17 protein-coding genes and 1 riboswitch are annotated in these 17,347 nt (G+C 43.7%); of the genes, 16 read left to right on the forward strand and 1 reads right to left on the reverse strand.

Annotated features, from left to right (window positions below; all coding sequences use genetic code 11):
- The first annotated feature begins 3 nt into the window (after positions 1-3).
- The 9 genes from pyrE (at position 4) to MHI41_RS07645 (ending at position 6,881) form a co-directional block, all read left to right on the forward strand.
- Complete coding sequence (gene pyrE, locus MHI41_RS07605; RefSeq protein WP_017359346.1) at positions 4-642, forward strand: orotate phosphoribosyltransferase; 639 nt, start codon at positions 4-6, stop codon at positions 640-642.
- A 159-nt stretch (positions 643-801) separates the two neighbouring features.
- Positions 802-904: riboswitch (SAM riboswitch) on the forward strand.
- Between the two features lie 74 nt (positions 905-978).
- Complete coding sequence (locus MHI41_RS07610) at positions 979-1,125, forward strand: YezD family protein (RefSeq protein WP_008344920.1); 147 nt, start codon at positions 979-981, stop codon at positions 1,123-1,125.
- Between the two features lie 45 nt (positions 1,126-1,170).
- Positions 1,171-1,872 (forward strand): phosphoadenylyl-sulfate reductase, encoded by a 702-nt coding sequence (locus tag MHI41_RS07615; RefSeq protein ID WP_007499702.1) that lies wholly within the window; start codon positions 1,171-1,173, stop codon positions 1,870-1,872.
- A gap of 13 nt (positions 1,873-1,885) precedes the next feature.
- Positions 1,886-2,950 carry an inorganic phosphate transporter gene (locus MHI41_RS07620; protein ID WP_048002845.1) on the forward strand — a complete coding sequence of 355 codons (1,065 nt, stop codon included), beginning with the start codon at positions 1,886-1,888 and terminating at the stop codon, positions 2,948-2,950.
- 57 nt (positions 2,951-3,007) lie between these two features.
- Entirely contained in the window at positions 3,008-4,144 is a 1,137-nt protein-coding gene (gene sat, locus MHI41_RS07625) for a sulfate adenylyltransferase (RefSeq protein WP_125588903.1), read from the forward strand.
- A gap of 13 nt (positions 4,145-4,157) precedes the next feature.
- Positions 4,158-4,751 carry an adenylyl-sulfate kinase gene (gene cysC / locus MHI41_RS07630; RefSeq protein ID WP_342494680.1) on the forward strand — a complete coding sequence of 198 codons (594 nt, stop codon included), beginning with the start codon at positions 4,158-4,160 and terminating at the stop codon, positions 4,749-4,751.
- Between the two features lie 28 nt (positions 4,752-4,779).
- Positions 4,780-5,535 (forward strand): uroporphyrinogen-III C-methyltransferase, encoded by a 756-nt coding sequence (gene cobA / locus MHI41_RS07635; protein WP_008344909.1) that lies wholly within the window; start codon positions 4,780-4,782, stop codon positions 5,533-5,535.
- Positions 5,536-5,611: 76 nt separating this feature from the next.
- Complete coding sequence (locus MHI41_RS07640) at positions 5,612-6,397, forward strand: sirohydrochlorin chelatase (RefSeq protein WP_342494681.1); 786 nt, start codon at positions 5,612-5,614, stop codon at positions 6,395-6,397.
- Positions 6,378-6,881, forward strand: a complete 504-nt coding sequence (locus tag MHI41_RS07645; protein WP_057079569.1) for an NAD(P)-dependent oxidoreductase — start codon at positions 6,378-6,380, stop codon at positions 6,879-6,881. The genes MHI41_RS07640 and MHI41_RS07645 overlap by 20 nt, the downstream gene beginning before the upstream one ends.
- Positions 6,882-6,912: 31 nt before the next feature.
- Here MHI41_RS07645 and MHI41_RS07650 read toward each other — a convergent pair whose 3' ends face one another.
- Positions 6,913-8,622, reverse strand: a complete 1,710-nt coding sequence (locus MHI41_RS07650) for an NFACT RNA binding domain-containing protein (RefSeq protein ID WP_217815747.1) — start codon at positions 8,620-8,622, stop codon at positions 6,913-6,915.
- Between the two features lie 165 nt (positions 8,623-8,787).
- Here MHI41_RS07650 and MHI41_RS07655 point away from each other — a divergent pair, with 165 nt between their 5' ends.
- The 7 genes from MHI41_RS07655 (at position 8,788) to priA (ending at position 17,337) form a co-directional block, all read left to right on the forward strand.
- Positions 8,788-11,463 (forward strand): calcium-translocating P-type ATPase, SERCA-type, encoded by a 2,676-nt coding sequence (locus MHI41_RS07655; RefSeq protein WP_342494682.1) that lies wholly within the window; start codon positions 8,788-8,790, stop codon positions 11,461-11,463.
- Positions 11,464-11,546: 83 nt separating this feature from the next.
- Positions 11,547-12,422 (forward strand): YicC/YloC family endoribonuclease, encoded by an 876-nt coding sequence (locus MHI41_RS07660; RefSeq protein ID WP_017359340.1) that lies wholly within the window; start codon positions 11,547-11,549, stop codon positions 12,420-12,422.
- A 76-nt stretch (positions 12,423-12,498) separates the two neighbouring features.
- Complete coding sequence (gene remA, locus MHI41_RS07665; RefSeq protein ID WP_008344898.1) at positions 12,499-12,768, forward strand: extracellular matrix/biofilm regulator RemA; 270 nt, start codon at positions 12,499-12,501, stop codon at positions 12,766-12,768.
- A 9-nt stretch (positions 12,769-12,777) separates the two neighbouring features.
- Positions 12,778-13,392 (forward strand): guanylate kinase, encoded by a 615-nt coding sequence (gmk, locus tag MHI41_RS07670; protein WP_007499680.1) that lies wholly within the window; start codon positions 12,778-12,780, stop codon positions 13,390-13,392.
- 3 nt (positions 13,393-13,395) lie between these two features.
- Positions 13,396-13,599 (forward strand): DNA-directed RNA polymerase subunit omega, encoded by a 204-nt coding sequence (rpoZ, locus tag MHI41_RS07675; protein WP_008344896.1) that lies wholly within the window; start codon positions 13,396-13,398, stop codon positions 13,597-13,599.
- Between the two features lie 115 nt (positions 13,600-13,714).
- Positions 13,715-14,932: a bifunctional phosphopantothenoylcysteine decarboxylase/phosphopantothenate--cysteine ligase CoaBC gene (gene coaBC, locus MHI41_RS07680; RefSeq protein ID WP_342494683.1), complete on the forward strand. Its 1,218-nt coding sequence runs from the start codon at positions 13,715-13,717 to the stop codon at positions 14,930-14,932.
- A complete protein-coding gene (priA, locus tag MHI41_RS07685) occupies positions 14,929-17,337 on the forward strand; it encodes a primosomal protein N' (RefSeq protein ID WP_342494684.1) in 2,409 nt (802 codons plus the stop codon). The genes coaBC and priA overlap by 4 nt, the downstream gene beginning before the upstream one ends.
- Positions 17,338-17,347 lie beyond the last annotated feature (10 nt).

Raw genomic sequence — 17,347 nt, forward strand, 5'->3', positions numbered from 1 at the left:
CGGATGAAAACGAAAATCGCGAAGCATTTATTACAAATCAAAGCTGTCTCTTTAAAACCAGACGAACCATTTACATGGGCGAGCGGTATCAAATCACCGATTTACTGTGACAATCGCCTCACCTTGTCTTATCCTGAGGTCAGAGGGGACATTGCGGAAGGTTTAAAAGACTTGATTCTCACTCATTTTGAAGGAGCGGAAGTTGTCGCAGGTACAGCTACAGCTGGCATTCCTCATGCGGCATTAGCAGCTGATCGTCTGAACGTACCGATGTGTTATGTAAGAAGTAAACCAAAAGCACACGGAAAAGGAAATCAAATTGAAGGAGCCGTATCACCTGGACAAAAGGTGGTTGTCGTAGAAGACCTCATCTCAACTGGAGGCAGCGTTCTTGAAGTTGTTGCTGCTCTTGAAGAAGAAGGCTGTGACGTACTCGGAGTTGTTGCGATCTTCACTTATGGACTGCCAAAAGCAGCTGCGGCTTTTCAAGAGAAAAACATTCCCTATGTCACGCTGACAGACTATGACACACTGACAGAAGTGGCACTTGAGCTAAAAGCAATCGAGCCTTCTGCTATGAATAAACTAAAACGCTGGAGACAGGATCCTTCGTCTGAATCTTGGATGGAAGAAACGGTCTAAAAAGCTTGTTTTGTTTTAAAAAAAGCTGTGCTGCGCTGCACAGTTTTTTATTTGGTTAAAAATAGTAAAATAGACTCAAATTTAAATAAAAACTAATCCTATCAATAAAGTCGGGTTGACTTTTGTTTGAATTGTGTTAATATTTAATACAAATTAAAACTCTTATCCAGAGAGGTGGAGGGACTGGCCCGATGAAGCCCGGCAACCTGCGATTTGCAAGGTGCTACTTCCTGCAAAATGATTCTATTTTGAAAGATAAGGAAATCGTGAGCTTCCTCATCTTTCTTTCGGACTGAAAGAAAGTTTTTTTATTTTAACGGTGAGGAGGAAGAGGAGATGGAACTGAAACAAAACCAGGATGAGGACTTAGTGAAGCATATGCAAGAGCTGATTGGGGATATGAAATTCGGTTCAATTACGTTGATCGTTCAGGACGGTCAAGTGATTCAAGTGGAAAAAAATGAAAAAATCAGATTAAAGTAGTGCGGAGAATAGCAATAGAAGCAGTACTCCGGAAGGGGAGAAACAATGTTAACTTATGAAAATTGGCAAGAGCCGTCCATTACATTTCAAGAGGACGATTTGTATAAAGGGGCCCTATCTGTGCTGAAATGGGCGTACGGCCACTATGGTGATCAGCTCGTTTATGCATGCAGTTTTGGCATTGAGGGCATTGTCCTGATCGATCTTATTGCGAAAGTAAAAAAAGATGCAAGAATTGTCTTTTTAGATACAGGTCTGCATTTCAAGGAAACATACGACACCATTGATGCAGTTAGGGAAAGATATCCCGGGTTAGACATCGTGCTGAAAACACCTGAGCTGACGGTGGAAGAGCAGAATGAGCAGCATGGTGATAAATTATGGGAAACGAATCCTCAAAGCTGCTGCCATATGAGAAAGGTCATTCCGTTGCAAGAGGCACTATCTGGCTATCCGGCATGGCTGTCTGGTTTAAGAAGAGAGCAGTCGCCTAAACGAGCAGGTACGAACTTCTTAAATAAGGATGAAAAATTCCAATCAGTTAAAGTATGTCCGCTCATCCACTGGACGTGGAAGGACATATGGAGATATGCGTCTAGAGAGGATCTTACTTATAATCCGCTGCATGACCAAGGATATCCAAGCATCGGGTGTGCACCTTGTACACAGCCGGCATTTACTGCTGATGATTTGCGTTCTGGAAGATGGTCAGGGACAGCAAAGACTGAGTGCGGATTACATGAGTAAGGGAGTATAATGTATGGAAATCGCCGCAATTTTATTTAGCTTATTCTTTGCTTTAAATATTGGCGCAAGCGGAGCAGCCGCTTCGATGGGCATCGCATATGGATCAGGTGCGATCAAAAAGCCAATATATGCGCTCAGCGTTTGTGCAGTTGGAATATTAGCAGGTTCAGTGATTGGCGGCGGTGAGGTCGTCAAAACGATTAGCTCCGGGATTATGCCGGAATCTGTCATTTCACTTGAAATTGTGTGTATCATCATTGGCTCTGCCGCATTATCACTTTTCATAGCGAATCTCATGGCCATTCCTTTATCCACAAGTGAGGTCACAGTAGGTGCTGTGGTCGGTGTGGCAGCCGCATATAAAGTGCTGTATGTGAAATCGATCTTAGTCATTGTCTCTTTTTGGGTGATTATTCCGATTGTTGCCTTTGTTTTTACCTTTGCTGTTGTCAAAATCATCAGATTGTTCCCTAAACGGACATTATCCAAAAAAGGTACATTGATCTTATCTGTTGTTTTGATTATCAGTGGGTTTTTAGAAGCATTTTCAGCCGGCATGAACAATGTCGCCAATGCGGTCGGCCCGCTTGTCGCGTCAGGTGTTTTATCAGTCGGGCAAGGAACCCTTTACGGCGGAATCTTTGTGGCCATTGGGGCGCTGCTTCTAGGAAGAAGGGTACTAGAAACAAACGGAAAGAAAATTACACGCTATCAAACGGGTGAAGGCATTCTATTATCGAGCACCGGTGCAGGACTTGTCATCGTCAGCTCTATATTCGGACTCCCTGTTCCCCTTACTCAAATTACCTCCTCGTCCATTATTGGGCTTGGTATGGCAAAGGGTGGACCGAACATTTTTCATAAACATGTTGTGAAAAAAATGCTGAAGGTATGGGTTGTGTCACCTTTCTTATCACTTAGTCTATCTTATTTGTTGGTAAGCCTTTTCTTAAAAGGAGACTATTACTCTATCTTTATCATGATGAGTGTACTGCTTGCTTCACTAGGTGCACTGAGTCTTATGAAGGCAGTTAAAAATGAGAGCAGCTCGATTCATGAACAGGGCGGCGGGATTTAAATATAAATCCGACTATTAACATCTAATAAATATGAACATTGAGAGGAAGATGAACAAATGAGTTTAACACCACATGGTGGCGTATTAATTAATCGAGTAAATGAAGAATTTGATCTAAGCACAGCTGCGAAAGAAATTGAGCTGGATGCCATCTCTTTTGCAGACCTTGAACTCATCGCAATTGGCGGGTATAGTCCAATTGAAGGGTTTTTAACGAAAGCTGATTATGAAGCAGTTGTCAGCAGTATGCGACTAGCAAGTGGTGTCGTTTGGTCTCTTCCGATTACTCTGCCTGTCACAAAGGAACAAGCAGCGGAGATCAATCAAGGTGACATTGTTCGTTTATCGTATAATGGAACAGTATACGGGGTCATTGAGGTGGAAGATCAATACACACCTGATAAGGAAAAAGAAGCAGTGAATGTGTATAAAACAGATGACCGCAATCACCCAGGCGTGAAAAAATTATTTGAACGCGGTGACACGTATATTGGTGGTAAAATTACACTGACGAAACGCAGTGAAAAACCTTTCCCGCAATTTACGTATGAGCCAGAAGAAACAAGAAAACAGTTTAAAGAAAACGGCTGGAAAACCATTGTCGGTTTCCAAACGAGAAACCCAGTCCATCGTGCGCATGAATACATTCAAAAGACAGCACTGGAAACAGTGGATGGTCTATTTCTAAATCCACTTGTTGGTGAAACAAAATCTGATGATATTCCAGCAGATGTCAGAATGAAAAGCTATCAAGTGTTACTGAACGGTTATTACCCAAAAGACCGCGTCTTTTTAGGTGTTTTTCCTGCTGCCATGCGTTATGCTGGACCAAAGGAAGCGATTTTTCATGCGCTTGTGCGTAAAAATTATGGCTGTACACATTTTATTGTCGGCAGAGATCATGCGGGTGTTGGTGATTATTACGGCACATACGAAGCGCAGGAGCTATTTGAACAATTTACAAGCGAAGAAATTGGGATCACACCATTAAAATTTGAACACAGCTTTTACTGCAATACATGTGAAGCCATGGCAACACCAAAAACATGTCCACATGATAAAAGCGAACATGTCATTCTTTCAGGTACAAAGGTCAGAACGATGCTGAGAAATGGTGAATTACCACCGAGCACGTTCAGCCGAAAAGAAGTCATTGAAACATTAATCGAAGGATTAAAAACGACGGTATCTTAAAGGAGCATATGACATGAGCAACGAACATATCGTGTGGCATGATTCATCTATTACTAAAAAAGAATATCAACAGAAAAACAACCATACAAGCGGGATCATTTGGCTGACAGGTCTAAGCGGTTCAGGTAAATCGACGATCGCCAACGCAGCGGCTCGAGAGCTGTTTGAACAGGGGTACCAAGTGACAGTTCTTGACGGCGATAACGTACGCCATGGACTCAATAAAGACTTAGGCTTTTCAGATGACGACAGAAAAGAGAACATTCGGCGCATCGGTGAAGTGGCGAAATTATTTGTTGAGCAAGGAACGATTGTCATTACTGCTTTTATTTCACCATTTCAAGAAGACCGCCAAATCGTAAGACAGTTAGTCGAAGACGGAGAATTTCACGAAGTGTTTGTGAAATGTGATCTAAACGTGTGTGAAGAGCGTGATCCAAAGGGATTATATAAAAAAGCAAGAAACGGCGAAATTCCATTTTTCACGGGAATCGATTCACCATACGAAGAGCCAGCTGCGCCTGAGCTCGTTCTAGATACAGGTGAATTATCACGCGAGGAGTCAAAACAGCGCCTTGTTGATTATGTAAAGGAAAAAACGAAATAATCGCCTGATGGCAGGGGGAGAAAGCAAGATGGGGAAAGTATACATTGTTGGTGCCGGACCGGGTGACCCAGACTTAATTACGCTAAAGGCCCATAAGGCAATACAGCAGGCAGATGTCATTTTATATGATCGTCTTGTCAATCAAGAGATTCTTGCCCATGCCAAACCGGAGGCGGAGTTGATCTATTGCGGCAAACTGCCGAATCATCATACGATGAGACAGGAAGCGATTAATGAAGCGCTTGTTGCTTATGCGAAGGAAGGGAACATAGTCGTTCGTCTAAAAGGCGGTGATCCCTTTGTATTTGGCCGCGGCGGTGAAGAAATCGAATGCTTAGCTGAGCATGGTATTCCGTATGAAGTTGTCCCGGGGATTACTTCTGGTATTGCAGCGGCTGCTTATGCAGGCATTCCAGTCACGCACCGAGAATTCAGCTCAAATGTTGCGTTTGTGACAGGGCATTATCAAAAGGATGAACATTTTGAAGAAAAGTGGGAAGCGCTGGCGACGGGGATTGATACCCTTGTCATTTACATGGGCGTCAAAAATGTGGAAAGAGTCCAGCGGCTGCTTTTGAAAAATGGGCGGAACCCTGAAACCCCAGCTGCGTTTATTCACTGGGGAACGACCACGAGGCAAAAGACGACTTGCTGCACGGTGGCGACACTATCTGAAACGGTTGAAAAAGAAGGGATCGAGCATCCGAGTTTAATCGTAGTAGGAGATGTCGTTCACTTTCATCAAAAGTTGAACTGGTTTGAACCAGCACTGATTGAGAAATGAGAACAAAGGTGAAAAGACACGTGTGGACATCGTGTCTTTTCGTCTGAATAAAACTAGGGTTGCAAGGAGGAGTCAAATGAAACAAGCTGTCCTTTATGTTGGGCATGGAAGCAGGGTAAAAGAAGCACAGGATAAAGCCATTTCTTTTATGAAAAGCTGTATTCCGTTAGTGGAAGCAGATATACAAGAAATTTGTTTTTTAGAGTTGACGGACCCTTCAATCGAAGAAGGGTTTGAGACTTGCGTACAAAAAGGAGCAACCCACATTGCGATCGTCCCGCTCCTCCTTTTAACGGCCATGCATGCCAAATCAGATATTCCAGATGAGATTGTGAAAGTACAAAAACGTTTCCCACAAGTGAAAGTGACATATGGAAGACCTATAGGCGTGAACCAAGAAGTCACGAAAGCGGTTATCGCAAGGATTGAAGAAGCTGGATACAAGGGAGAGCGTGCAAAAATTCTCTTAATTGGCCGTGGAAGCTCTGATCCAGATGTAAAGCGGGATGTGTTTGGCATTGCAGATGATGTCCGAAGCATGCTGCCTTGTGCAGAGGTTTTTCCGTGTTTTATTACAGCGTGTGAACCGAATTATCGTGACGTCTTAGCACAGTTAACAGTAGATGACGATACGCCTGTCTATCTCGTGCCTTATCTTTTATTTACAGGCATTTTAATGAAAGAGATTGAGAATGAAGCGAATCAGGCGAGAGAGCGGCTGCGAGATGTCCGTGTCTGCCGGTATATTGGGTTTCATCCCCATGTAAAAGCAGCTTATATTGAACGCGTGCAGGAAACGATCTTAAACAAAGAGGATGCGTTTCGTTTTCAAGGAGAAAGCCATGCTTCCAGTTCATCTTGATCTAACCAATAAACACGTGCTAATTGCCGGCGGTGGAAGGATTGCGGCTAGAAGGACGAGTGCGCTATGCATGGAGCCATGCAGCATAACCATTGTGAGCCCTGACATTTGTGATGAAATGGCGAATCTTATTGAGACATATCAGCTGACTTGGAAGAAAAAGAAAGTTGATGCGGAAGATGTAAAGGATGCATTTTTGATTGTCGCTGCTACAGACGATCCTTCAGTAAACGAGTGGATGACGCAATCAGCGCTTCCTCATCAGCTCGTCAACTGTGTGAGCCAGTCAGAGCTTGGCAATGTGATTGTGCCAAAGGTTGTGAGGGCAGGAAAAGTGACAATCTCTGTATCTACGAGTGGTGCAAGCCCAGCCCGCACTAAACAGCTGGCTGCGGCCATTGAGACCTTGCTTGAACAAGAGGACGTAGATGCACTGGATGAGCTCTATATAGAAAGGAAAAAACGACAAAGAAAGAGCCGATAAAATCTCATCTAAAGATTTAATCGGCTCTTTTTTATTTTCTCAGCTTTAGGACAACATCCTCATCAGGCGTCACAAATAATGTTTGCTGCTGATCATACGTGACAAAGCCCGGTTTTGCTCCGTTTGGTTTTTTCACATGCCGGATTTTCGTATAATCGACAGGGACGGAGCTTGATTCTTTTGCCTTTGAGAAGTAGGCAGCAATTTGTGCTGCTTCAAGCAAGGTTTGTTCATCAGGCGCTTTGTGACGAATGACGACATGTGATCCAGGAATATCCTTTGTGTGCAGCCAAATGTCATCACGAGCTGCCGCCTTTGTGGTCAAATATTCGTTTTGCTTGTTGTTTTTTCCAACGAGAATCGGAACACCTTGAGAAGATTCATATGCTTCAAGCTGAATGGCCGATGGTTTTTTCTTTTTGGCATTGCGTTTTTGTTTGGGACGCAAATATTTTCCTTCCACCAGTTCTTCTCTTATTTCCTCTAAATCTTTTGGTGAGGCAGAGGACAGCTGCTGGATCAGCTCGTCAAAATATACAATTTCTTCATGTGTTCGCTTGATTTGTTCATTTACGGCCTCTACTGCATTTTTTGCCTTTTGGTATTTTGTAAAATACGCTTGCGCATTTTCAGAAGGGGTTTTGTTTGTTTTGAGCGGGATCGTGATCTCTCCGCCATCTTCATCATAATAATTGATAACTGTCGCTTCTTTATCACCTTTTTTAATCGCATATATATTGGCAGTAAGCAATTCACCATAAAGCTGGTACTTGTGCGCATTTTGAGATTCTTCAAGCGTTCTTGTTAGTTTTTTCAGCTTGTTTTCATTTTTCTTTTTTTCATTGGCAACAAAGCGTTCAAGGTCAGCCGCCTGCTGTTTGACTCTATCTCTTTCAGCTTTTCCGAAATAAAAGCGGTCAAGTAGCTCACTAAGAGAATCAAACGTCTTCATGTCACCATCGACGTGCTGAAGTTCTAATAAATAAAAATACTCTTTCCCGTCTTTTCTCGTGAGCTGAGGGGTAAAAGAATGCGCCTGAATGAGCTGAAACATCTCGAGCAATGTACTTGGAATCGTTTCCTGATTGGCAAGACCGGCCCGGTGGACAGCTTCCTTAGCAAACAGCGGAGAAACCCCGGAGAATGTATCGACAATTTGATTGGCGATTTTCCCTTCTTGAAAACGTAAATGCTTCAAAATATCTTCCTTCGTCACGTCAAAAGGATTCAGCTTTTGCTGTGCCGGCGGCAGAAGATATTGATGTCCTGGTAGCACCGTTCGATAGCTGTTCACAGATGGAGAAAGGTGTTTCAGTCCGTCAATGATCTGCTCCGTTTCGTCCTCCACGAGAATTAAGTTGCTGTGCCGGCCCATAATTTCAATATACAGCTTACGGGTTTGTTCATCGCCAATTTCATTTCGGCTTCGCACGTGCAGCACGATCACCCGATCTAACCCAATTTGTTCAAAACGTTCAATGAACCCACCCTCAAGATGTTTTCTGAGAAGCATACAAAACATTGGCGGTTCGCTCGGATTATCATCATGGTGCTCAGTGAGCTGTACTCTTGCATAGCTCGGGTGAGCGGATAAAAGAAGCTTATGATTCTTCCCCTTTGACCGGATATGAAAAATCAGCTCATGCTTGTATGGCTGATGTATTTTCGAAATTCTTCCGCCAGTTAATGTTTCTTGCAATTCATTTGTCATACCGTATGTAAAAATGCCGTCAAATGACATGTTGGATACACCCTCTTCTTTCACACAAATCTACTGAAAGAACCTTACGTTTTCTCGTTCTTTAGGCAGTCTTATTATTATAGCATGATTTAGGACGAGTCTGAATAAACTGGCTTATAGAACACTGCATAAGAGAGAGAACAAAAGAGGAGTGGACGAGGTCAAATGAATTGGCATGAACTGAACCAAACCGATTTATTAAAAACAATGAATACATCGATAGGTGACGGACTGTCAGAAAAAGATGTGCAAAAGCGGCTTGAAAAACATGGGCCAAATGAATTGCAGGAAGGGAAAAAGGCGTCGGCGTTCGTTATTTTTTTAGCGCAATTTAAAGACTTTATGGTGTTAATCCTGCTTGCGGCAACGATTATTTCTGCCTTTTTAGGTGAATACATTGATGCTGTGGCGATTGTGGCGATTGTGCTAATAAATGGTGTGCTTGGCTTTTATCAGGAACGCCGTGCGGAAAAGTCCCTCCAAGCACTAAAGGAATTATCAACGCCGCATGTCTATGCAAGGAGAAACAATGAATGGGTCAAGATCCCGTCCAAGCACCTCGTGCCGGGAGATATTGTGAAGTTTTCAAGTGGGGATCGAATTGGGGCAGATATCAGATTACTAGAAACAAAGAGTTTGGAAATCGAAGAATCTGCCCTCACCGGAGAGTCCATCCCAGCAGTCAAACATGCGAGTCCGCTCTCGCAAGATCATGTCTCGCTTGGAGATTTGACGAACATGGCCTTTATGGGAACGCTTGTCACAAGAGGAAGCGGTGTAGGGGTTGTCATTGGTACAGGGATGAATACGGCGATGGGACAAATTGCCGGTATGCTGGATTCAGCAGGTAATATGGAAACACCGCTACAAAGACGCCTTGAGCAGCTGGGGAAAATTTTAATTGTTGCTGCATTATTTTTAACTGTGCTTGTGGTTGTTCTTGGTGTGGTGCAAGGTCATGATTTGTATCATATGTTCTTAGCGGGTGTATCTCTCGCTGTTGCTGCGATTCCAGAAGGACTGCCGGCGATCGTCACTGTCGCACTTTCCCTAGGTGTGCAGCGGATGATTAAACAAAAATCCATTGTCAGAAAGCTGCCGGCCGTGGAAACACTCGGCTGCGCCTCGATTATTTGCTCAGATAAAACAGGCACAATGACACAAAATAAAATGACAGTGACACATGTATGGGCAGAGGGGAAAACGTGGAATATTTCTGGCACTGGGTACGAGCCGTCAGGTGATTTTACCTTAAACGGAGAACTTGTCCACGTAGACAAACATCCAAGCCTGCAAAAGGTGCTATTATACGGAGCACTTTGTAATACATCGACCATCGTTGAAAAAGACGGAGAGATGAGACTTGATGGCGATCCGACAGAAGGAGCACTTCTAACCGCTGCGCGTAAAGCGGGTTTTACAGAGCAATTCATCGAAGCGGGATTTCGTGTGGTGGAGGAATTCCCTTTTGACTCTGAAAGAAAAATGATGTCAGTCGTCGTGGAAACGAATCAGAAGGAGCGGTATGTCATTGCCAAAGGGGCGCCAGATGTGCTGATGAACCGTTCAAGTCATATGATGCACGGCGGACGCACCGCCTCATTTTCAAAGGCCCACCGGCAAGAAACAGAAGCTGCCATTCAAGGTTTAGCAAGACAAGCGCTTAGAACCATTGCGATTGCATATAAAAAAGTAAGCCTGACAGAAAAAATCACCTCTGTTCAGCAGGCGGAAACTGGCCTCACATTTATCGGTCTAGAGGGCATGATTGATCCACCTCGTCCTGAAGTGAGACGAGCGATTAAAGAATGCCGGGATGCTGGCATTAAAACAGTGATGATTACAGGCGATCACGTAGAAACGGCTAAAGCGATCGCTAAAGATTTAAGTCTCTTACCGAAGCAAGGAAAGGTGCTTGATGGAAAAGCTCTGGATCAGCTAAGCGACAAAGAGCTGGAGCAAACAGCAGAAGATGTGTACGTCTTTGCCCGTGTATCACCTGAGCATAAACTGAGAATTGTGAAGGCCTATCAAAAAAATGGCCATATTGTCGCGATGACAGGTGATGGGGTGAATGATGCGCCAGCGATTAAACAGGCGGATATCGGCATATCCATGGGGATTACCGGAACAGACGTTGCCAAAGAAGCTTCTTCTCTTATTTTGCTTGATGACAACTTTGCGACCATTAAATCCGCTATTAAAGAGGGCCGGAATATTTATGAAAACATTCGCAAATTTGTCCGCTATTTGCTGGCATCGAATGTGGGAGAGATTTTGGTCATGCTGTTTGCGATGCTTCTTGCGCTTCCATTGCCTCTCGTTCCAATTCAAATTTTGTGGGTAAACCTTGTCACAGACGGCTTGCCGGCTATGGCACTTGGAATGGATAAACCAGAAGGCGATGTCATGAAGAGAAAGCCGCGGAACATGAAAGAGGGGATTTTTGCAAGAGGGCTTGGCTGGAAGGTCGTATCAAGAGGGTTTCTGATCGGGATTGCCACTTTGTTAGCCTTTATGTTTGTGTATCACCGTGATCCGAACAATCTTCAATATGCGCAGACGGTTGCATTCAGCACACTCGTTTTGGCGCAGCTCATTCATGTGTTTGACTGCCGCAGTGAACGGTCTATTTTTGAACGCAATCCATTCGGGAATATGTACTTAATCGGCGCCGTTGTGTCTTCCCTGCTGCTGATGCTTGTGGTCATTTATTATCCGCCGCTTCAGCCGATTTTCAAAACGGTGGCAGTCGCACCAGTCGATTGGCTTCTGATCATCGGTATGTCTGCATTGCCAACTTTTTTACTGGCAGGATCACTTTTGACAAGAAAAAAATAATTGGTTATGGTATAATTTTGAGGTAATAGTGTCTGCTATTACCTTTTTCATTTTATTAATATGAAAGAATTGGGTGTTTTCACATGATACGCAGTATGACGGGATTCGGCCAAGCGAGTAAAACGGATGGTGAACTGACAGTGTCAGTTGAGCTAAAATCGGTCAATCACCGTTTTAAAGAGGTTCATGCCCGTTTGCCGAGGCCGCTTTTATATTTCGAAGATACATTAAAAAAAATCATTCTTCGTCACGTGCAGCGCGGTCGAATTGAGCTGTTTGTTACGATTGAAGGCGGTAAACTTGCAAGCCGGTCTTTACAGATTGACTGGCCGCTGCTTGATGAATATATGAAAGCCGCAAAAGACCTTGAGGACCGCTATCATATTTCAGGTATTCAGCATGCACATGACTTACTGAAGCTGGAACAGGCTGTTCAGGTGGAAGAGTCAGTCAGCCGAAATGAGCAGCTGGAGCATTTGCTGATAGACACTTGTGAAGAAGCTGTCAAGGAGCTTTGCTTTATGAGAGAGCAGGAGGGAACATCACTTCAAAAAGACTGTGAACTCAGGCTGTCTGAACTCGAGGCATTTACAGAAGAAATCAAAGTGTTTGCACCAGAGGTTGTGAGTCAGTACAAAGAACGATTGAATCAAAGATTGCAAGAATGGATCGGAGAGGCGCTTGAAGAGAGCAGGCTGATCACAGAGGCGGCCATCTTTGCGGATCGCTGTGACATTACAGAAGAGATTACCAGGCTGAAAAGTCATTTTCAGCAGTTCCAGCAAATTTTGACGCAAGGCGGCGCTGCCGGACGAAAGCTTGACTTTCTTGTACAGGAGCTCAACCGTGAAGTGAACACGATTGGATCAAAAGCAAACCATCACCATTTAACAAAGCTCGTGGTTGAAATGAAAAGCGCTATTGAAAAAATAAAAGAACAAGTGCAAAATATAGAATAGTCATTGTGTATGCTGTTTACAGTGCGTCTCTTTCGGCGAGACTAGAGACGTTTATATTACAGGGGGACGTTAGAAGATGACCATAAAGTTGATCAATATCGGATTTGGAAACATCATTTCAGCGAATCGGATGATTTCGATCGTCAGTCCGGAATCAGCACCGATTAAACGAATGATACAAGACGCAAGAGATCGAGGCATGCTCATTGATGCGACATACGGAAGAAGAACCCGTGCTGTTGTCATTATGGACAGTGACCATGTCATCTTATCTGCCGTTCAGCCTGAGACTGTCGCGCAAAGACTTTCTGTAAAAGAAGAAATCATAGATGAAGGGCAGGGGTAATACGCCATTATGAAAGAAAGAGGACTTTTAATCGTTCTCTCTGGACCTTCGGGAGTTGGAAAAGGAACGGTCAGACAAGCCATTTTCTCCCAGGAAGATACGAAATTTGAATACTCTATTTCTGTGACAACCCGCAAACCGCGTGAAGGTGAAAGAAATGGTGTTGATTATTTCTTTAAAACCAGGGAAGAATTTGAACATATGATTGAAAACAAAAAGCTGTTAGAATGGGCAGAATATGTCGGGAATTACTACGGCACGCCTGTTGACTATGTAGAACAAACATTGAGCGAAGGAAAAGATGTTTTCCTTGAAATCGAAGTGCAAGGTGCACTTCAAGTAAGAGAAGCATTCCCGGAAGGTCTCTTTATTTTCCTTGCACCGCCAAGTCTTTCAGAACTTCAAAACCGCATTATTACACGCGGGACAGAATCTGAGGATCTCATCCGTAACCGAATGGCTGCTGCAAAAGAAGAAATTGAAATGATGGATGCTTATGACTATGTCGTTGAAAACGACGATGTCGAGCTTGCATGTGAAAGAATTAAAGCGATCGTCCTTGCAGAGCACCTGCGAAGAGACAGAGTCGCACCAAGATATAAAAAAATGCTGGGGGTAGAATAAACCATGTTAGATCCTTCAATTGACTCATTGATGAACAAACTTGACTCAAAATATACACTTGTCACAGTGTCTGCACGCCGTGCACGTGAAATGCAAATCCATCAAGATCAACAAATCGAAAACACAAAATCCTACAAATTTGTAGGGAAAGCTCTTGAAGAAATCGATGCTGGTCTTTTGACATTTGAAAAAGAAGAGCAAGAATAACATCGCTTCTGCCATGCAGATACGATACGTTCAAAAAAGTCAAAACTATGATTGGTTTTGACTTTTTTGAATTGTAGACGAATTTGTGAAAAAGGCCGTTAAGGGGGACAAACAAATGTTACAGTCAAAAAATATTTTGCTCGGCGTCAGCGGAGGAATCGCCGTATATAAAGCAGCTGCACTCACTAGTAAACTCGTACAGGCAGGCGCAAACGTAAGAGTGATTATGACAGAATCTGCCCGGGAGTTTGTGTCTCCGCTCACCTTTCAAGCCCTATCTCGGCATGAGGTGTATGTGGATACATTTAAAGAAAACAATCCAAAAGTCATTGCGCATATTGATGTAGCTGACTGGGCCGATCTCATTCTTGTTGCCCCTGCAACAGCACATACCATTGGTAAAATGGCCGCAGGACTTGCTGATGATATGCTCACAACGACCTTGCTTGCTTCAACAGCTCCTGTATGGGTTGCACCGGCTATGAATGTGCACATGTATGACCATCCAGCTGTCAAGCGGAACATCCGCACTTTATATGAAGACGGCTACCGGTTTATAGAGCCAAGTGAAGGCTATTTAGCATGCGGCTACATTGGAAAAGGACGCTTAGAGGAGCCTGAAAAAATTGTTGAACACATTCGTGCGTTTTTTGATGAGTCAACCAGCTTGCCGCTTTCAGGTAAAAAAGTCGTGGTCACAGCTGGCCCTACACGAGAAGTGATCGACCCTGTTCGTTTTCTTTCAAATCGATCTTCTGGGAAAATGGGCTATGCCATTGCAGAAGCTGCTGAGCAAATGGGGGCTGATGTCACGCTCATTTCAGGACCTGTTTCGTTGACTGCGCCTGAGCATGTGGATGTGGTGCAAGTGGAATCGGCTGAGGAGATGTATCAAGCAGCGTTAGATGTATACGAGACAGCGGATATAGTGATTAAATCAGCAGCTGTTGCCGATTATACGCCTGTCACGACGTATTCTCATAAAATGAAAAAACAAGACGGTGCACTAGCGGTTGAATTTAAGCGGACGAAAGATATTTTAAAAGAGCTTGGGAAAAGAAAAGAACATCAGGTGCTAGTCGGCTTTGCGGCTGAGACGCAGGATGTAGAATACTATGCGAAAAAGAAAATCGAATCCAAGCATTTAGATATGATTGTCGCGAACAATGTTGCAGCAGAGGGCGCAGGCTTTGGCACAGATACGAATGTCGCAGCATTGATTAAAGCAGACGGAACAAAAAAAGAGCTGCCAATGATGAGCAAAAAAGACCTTGCCTTTGAAATCTTACAGGAGGCAAAGCAGCTGCTGCCAAAAGAGCGTGATCGAGCATGATTGCTGAAGTGATCGTCGATGTCACAACGAAAGCCATTGACAGGCCATTTGACTATCGTGTGCCAGACCGCTTTAAAGGCCTTGTCAAGGCTGGTATGAGGGTAGTAGTTCCTTTTGGCCCAAGGAAGATTCAAGGGTTTGTGACAAAAATCAAAGAAGAAACAGACGTACAGTCAGGAAACATCAAGGACATTGTCGATTTATTTGATTTATCTCCTGTTCTGACAGATGAGCTATTGGAGCTTTCCCACTGGCTGACGGAAAAAACATTGTCCTATCATATTACGGCGCTTCAATCGATGCTTCCGGCAGCGATGAAAGCCAAATATGAAAAAGAAATTCAGGTGTTATCAGCTGAGGAACTTCCGCAGTCATTGAAAGAGCTTTTCGGTCAGCAAGAGAGCATCCTTTACGCTGACATTCCGCCTGAACAGCTGAAGCCTATTCAAAAGCATGTCCAAAAAGGCCATCTAGAAGTCAGATATCACGTCTCGCAAAAATCCGGAAAGAAAAAGGTGCGGACACTTCAGACAGCTGTTTCAAAAGAAAAACTTGAAGAAAAGCAGGAACAGTTAAAGAAAAATGCGGTGAAACAGAAGGCGCTGCTTGCTTTTTTACTTCAATCGAATGAAACGACGTTTTTAGCAAAAGATTTACAGCAGCAAATAGGTGCTAGTTCTCAAACGATAAAAGCCTTGATTCAAGAAGGTCTGTTAACAGAAAGCTATGAAGAGATTTATCGAGATCCTTATCGGGATAGGGAGTTTACACCATCTACTCCTCTTGATCTCACAACAGAGCAAGCAGAAGCGGCAAAACCCATTCATCAAGCAGTGAGCGATGACAAACATGAAACGTTTTTACTGCACGGGGTCACAGGAAGCGGTAAAACCGAAATTTATTTACAGACGATTGATCATGTCCTCCAAAAGGGAAAAGAAGCGATCGTCCTAGTTCCTGAAATTTCATTAACGCCTCAAATGGTCCAGCGTTTTAAAGAGCGCTTCGGGTCCAATGTGGCTGTCCTTCATAGCGGCTTATCGACTGGGGAAAAATACGATGAATGGCGGAAAATCCACCGCAAGGAAGTCAAGCTTGTCGTTGGCGCAAGATCGGCTGTTTTTGCCCCGTTTGAGAATCTAGGAATGATCATTATAGATGAAGAACACGAATCGTCATATAAACAAGAAGAAATGCCTCGGTATCATGCGAAAGATGTGGCCATTGAACGAGCAGGACGGCACCAATGTCCGGTTGTATTAGGCAGTGCAACGCCTTCACTTGAGTCATATGCGCGTGCGAAAAAGGGTGTGTATACACTGCTGACGCTCAAACGGCGCGTCAATCAGCAGCAGCTGCCGCACGTTTCGTTAATTGATATGAGAGAAGAATTAAGAAACGGCAACCGCTCCATGTTCTCAGAAGAATTAATGCTCAGGTTAAAAGAAGTACTTGAAAGGAAAGAACAGGCGGTTTTATTTCTAAATAAAAGAGGCTATTCATCCTTTGTGATGTGCCGTGATTGCGGATATGTGGAACAATGTCCACATTGTGAGATTTCTCTCACTTATCACCGCTTTCAAAAACGGCTGAAGTGCCATTACTGCGGTCACGAAGCTCCTGTACCTGCAGAATGTCCAGAATGCCATAGTGAGCATATTCGCTATTTTGGTACAGGCACGCAGCGTGTGGAAGAAGAGCTGACGAAGGTATTGCCAGAAGCAAGGGTCATCCGAATGGATGTAGATACAACCTCTCGGAAAGGCGCGCACGAAAAGCTTCTCACGTCCTTTGGTAATAAAGAAGCGGACATTCTGCTTGGGACGCAAATGATTGCAAAAGGATTAGACTTCCCAGATGTTACACTTGTCGGTGTCCTTAGTGCGGATACGTCTCTTCACATCCCTGATTTTCGTTCAAGTGAAAAAACGTTTCAGCTTCTTACACAAGTAAGCGGACGGGCGGGACGTCATGAAAAAGCGGGGTCAGTCATTATTCAATCATATACACCTTCGCATTATAGTATTGAATTAACCAAACAGCATGATTATGAAGCCTTTTATGAGCAGGAGATGTTGCACCGTCGTCATCAGTCCTATCCGCCATTTTATTTTTTGGCGATGGTGACTGTATCACATGAAGAAGTGACAAAGGCAGCGCATGTCACAGACAAAATTGTTCAGTTCCTGAAAATGAATTGTGCACCGAATACAAGGATTCTCGGTCCTGCTGCTTCTCCGATCGCTAAGATCAAAGATAGATATCGATATCAATGCGTGATAAAATACAAAAGGGAAAATGAACTGGCAAGTTTATTACGGAAAATACAAGATCATTATCAAAAAGAAATGGAACAAAAACAGTTGATGATATCAATCGATATGAATCCATATATGATGATGTAAAACGGAGGTC

The organism is Bacillus sp. FSL M7-0307, assembly GCF_038627835.1.
Classification (GTDB): domain Bacteria; phylum Bacillota; class Bacilli; order Bacillales; family Bacillaceae; genus Bacillus; species Bacillus altitudinis.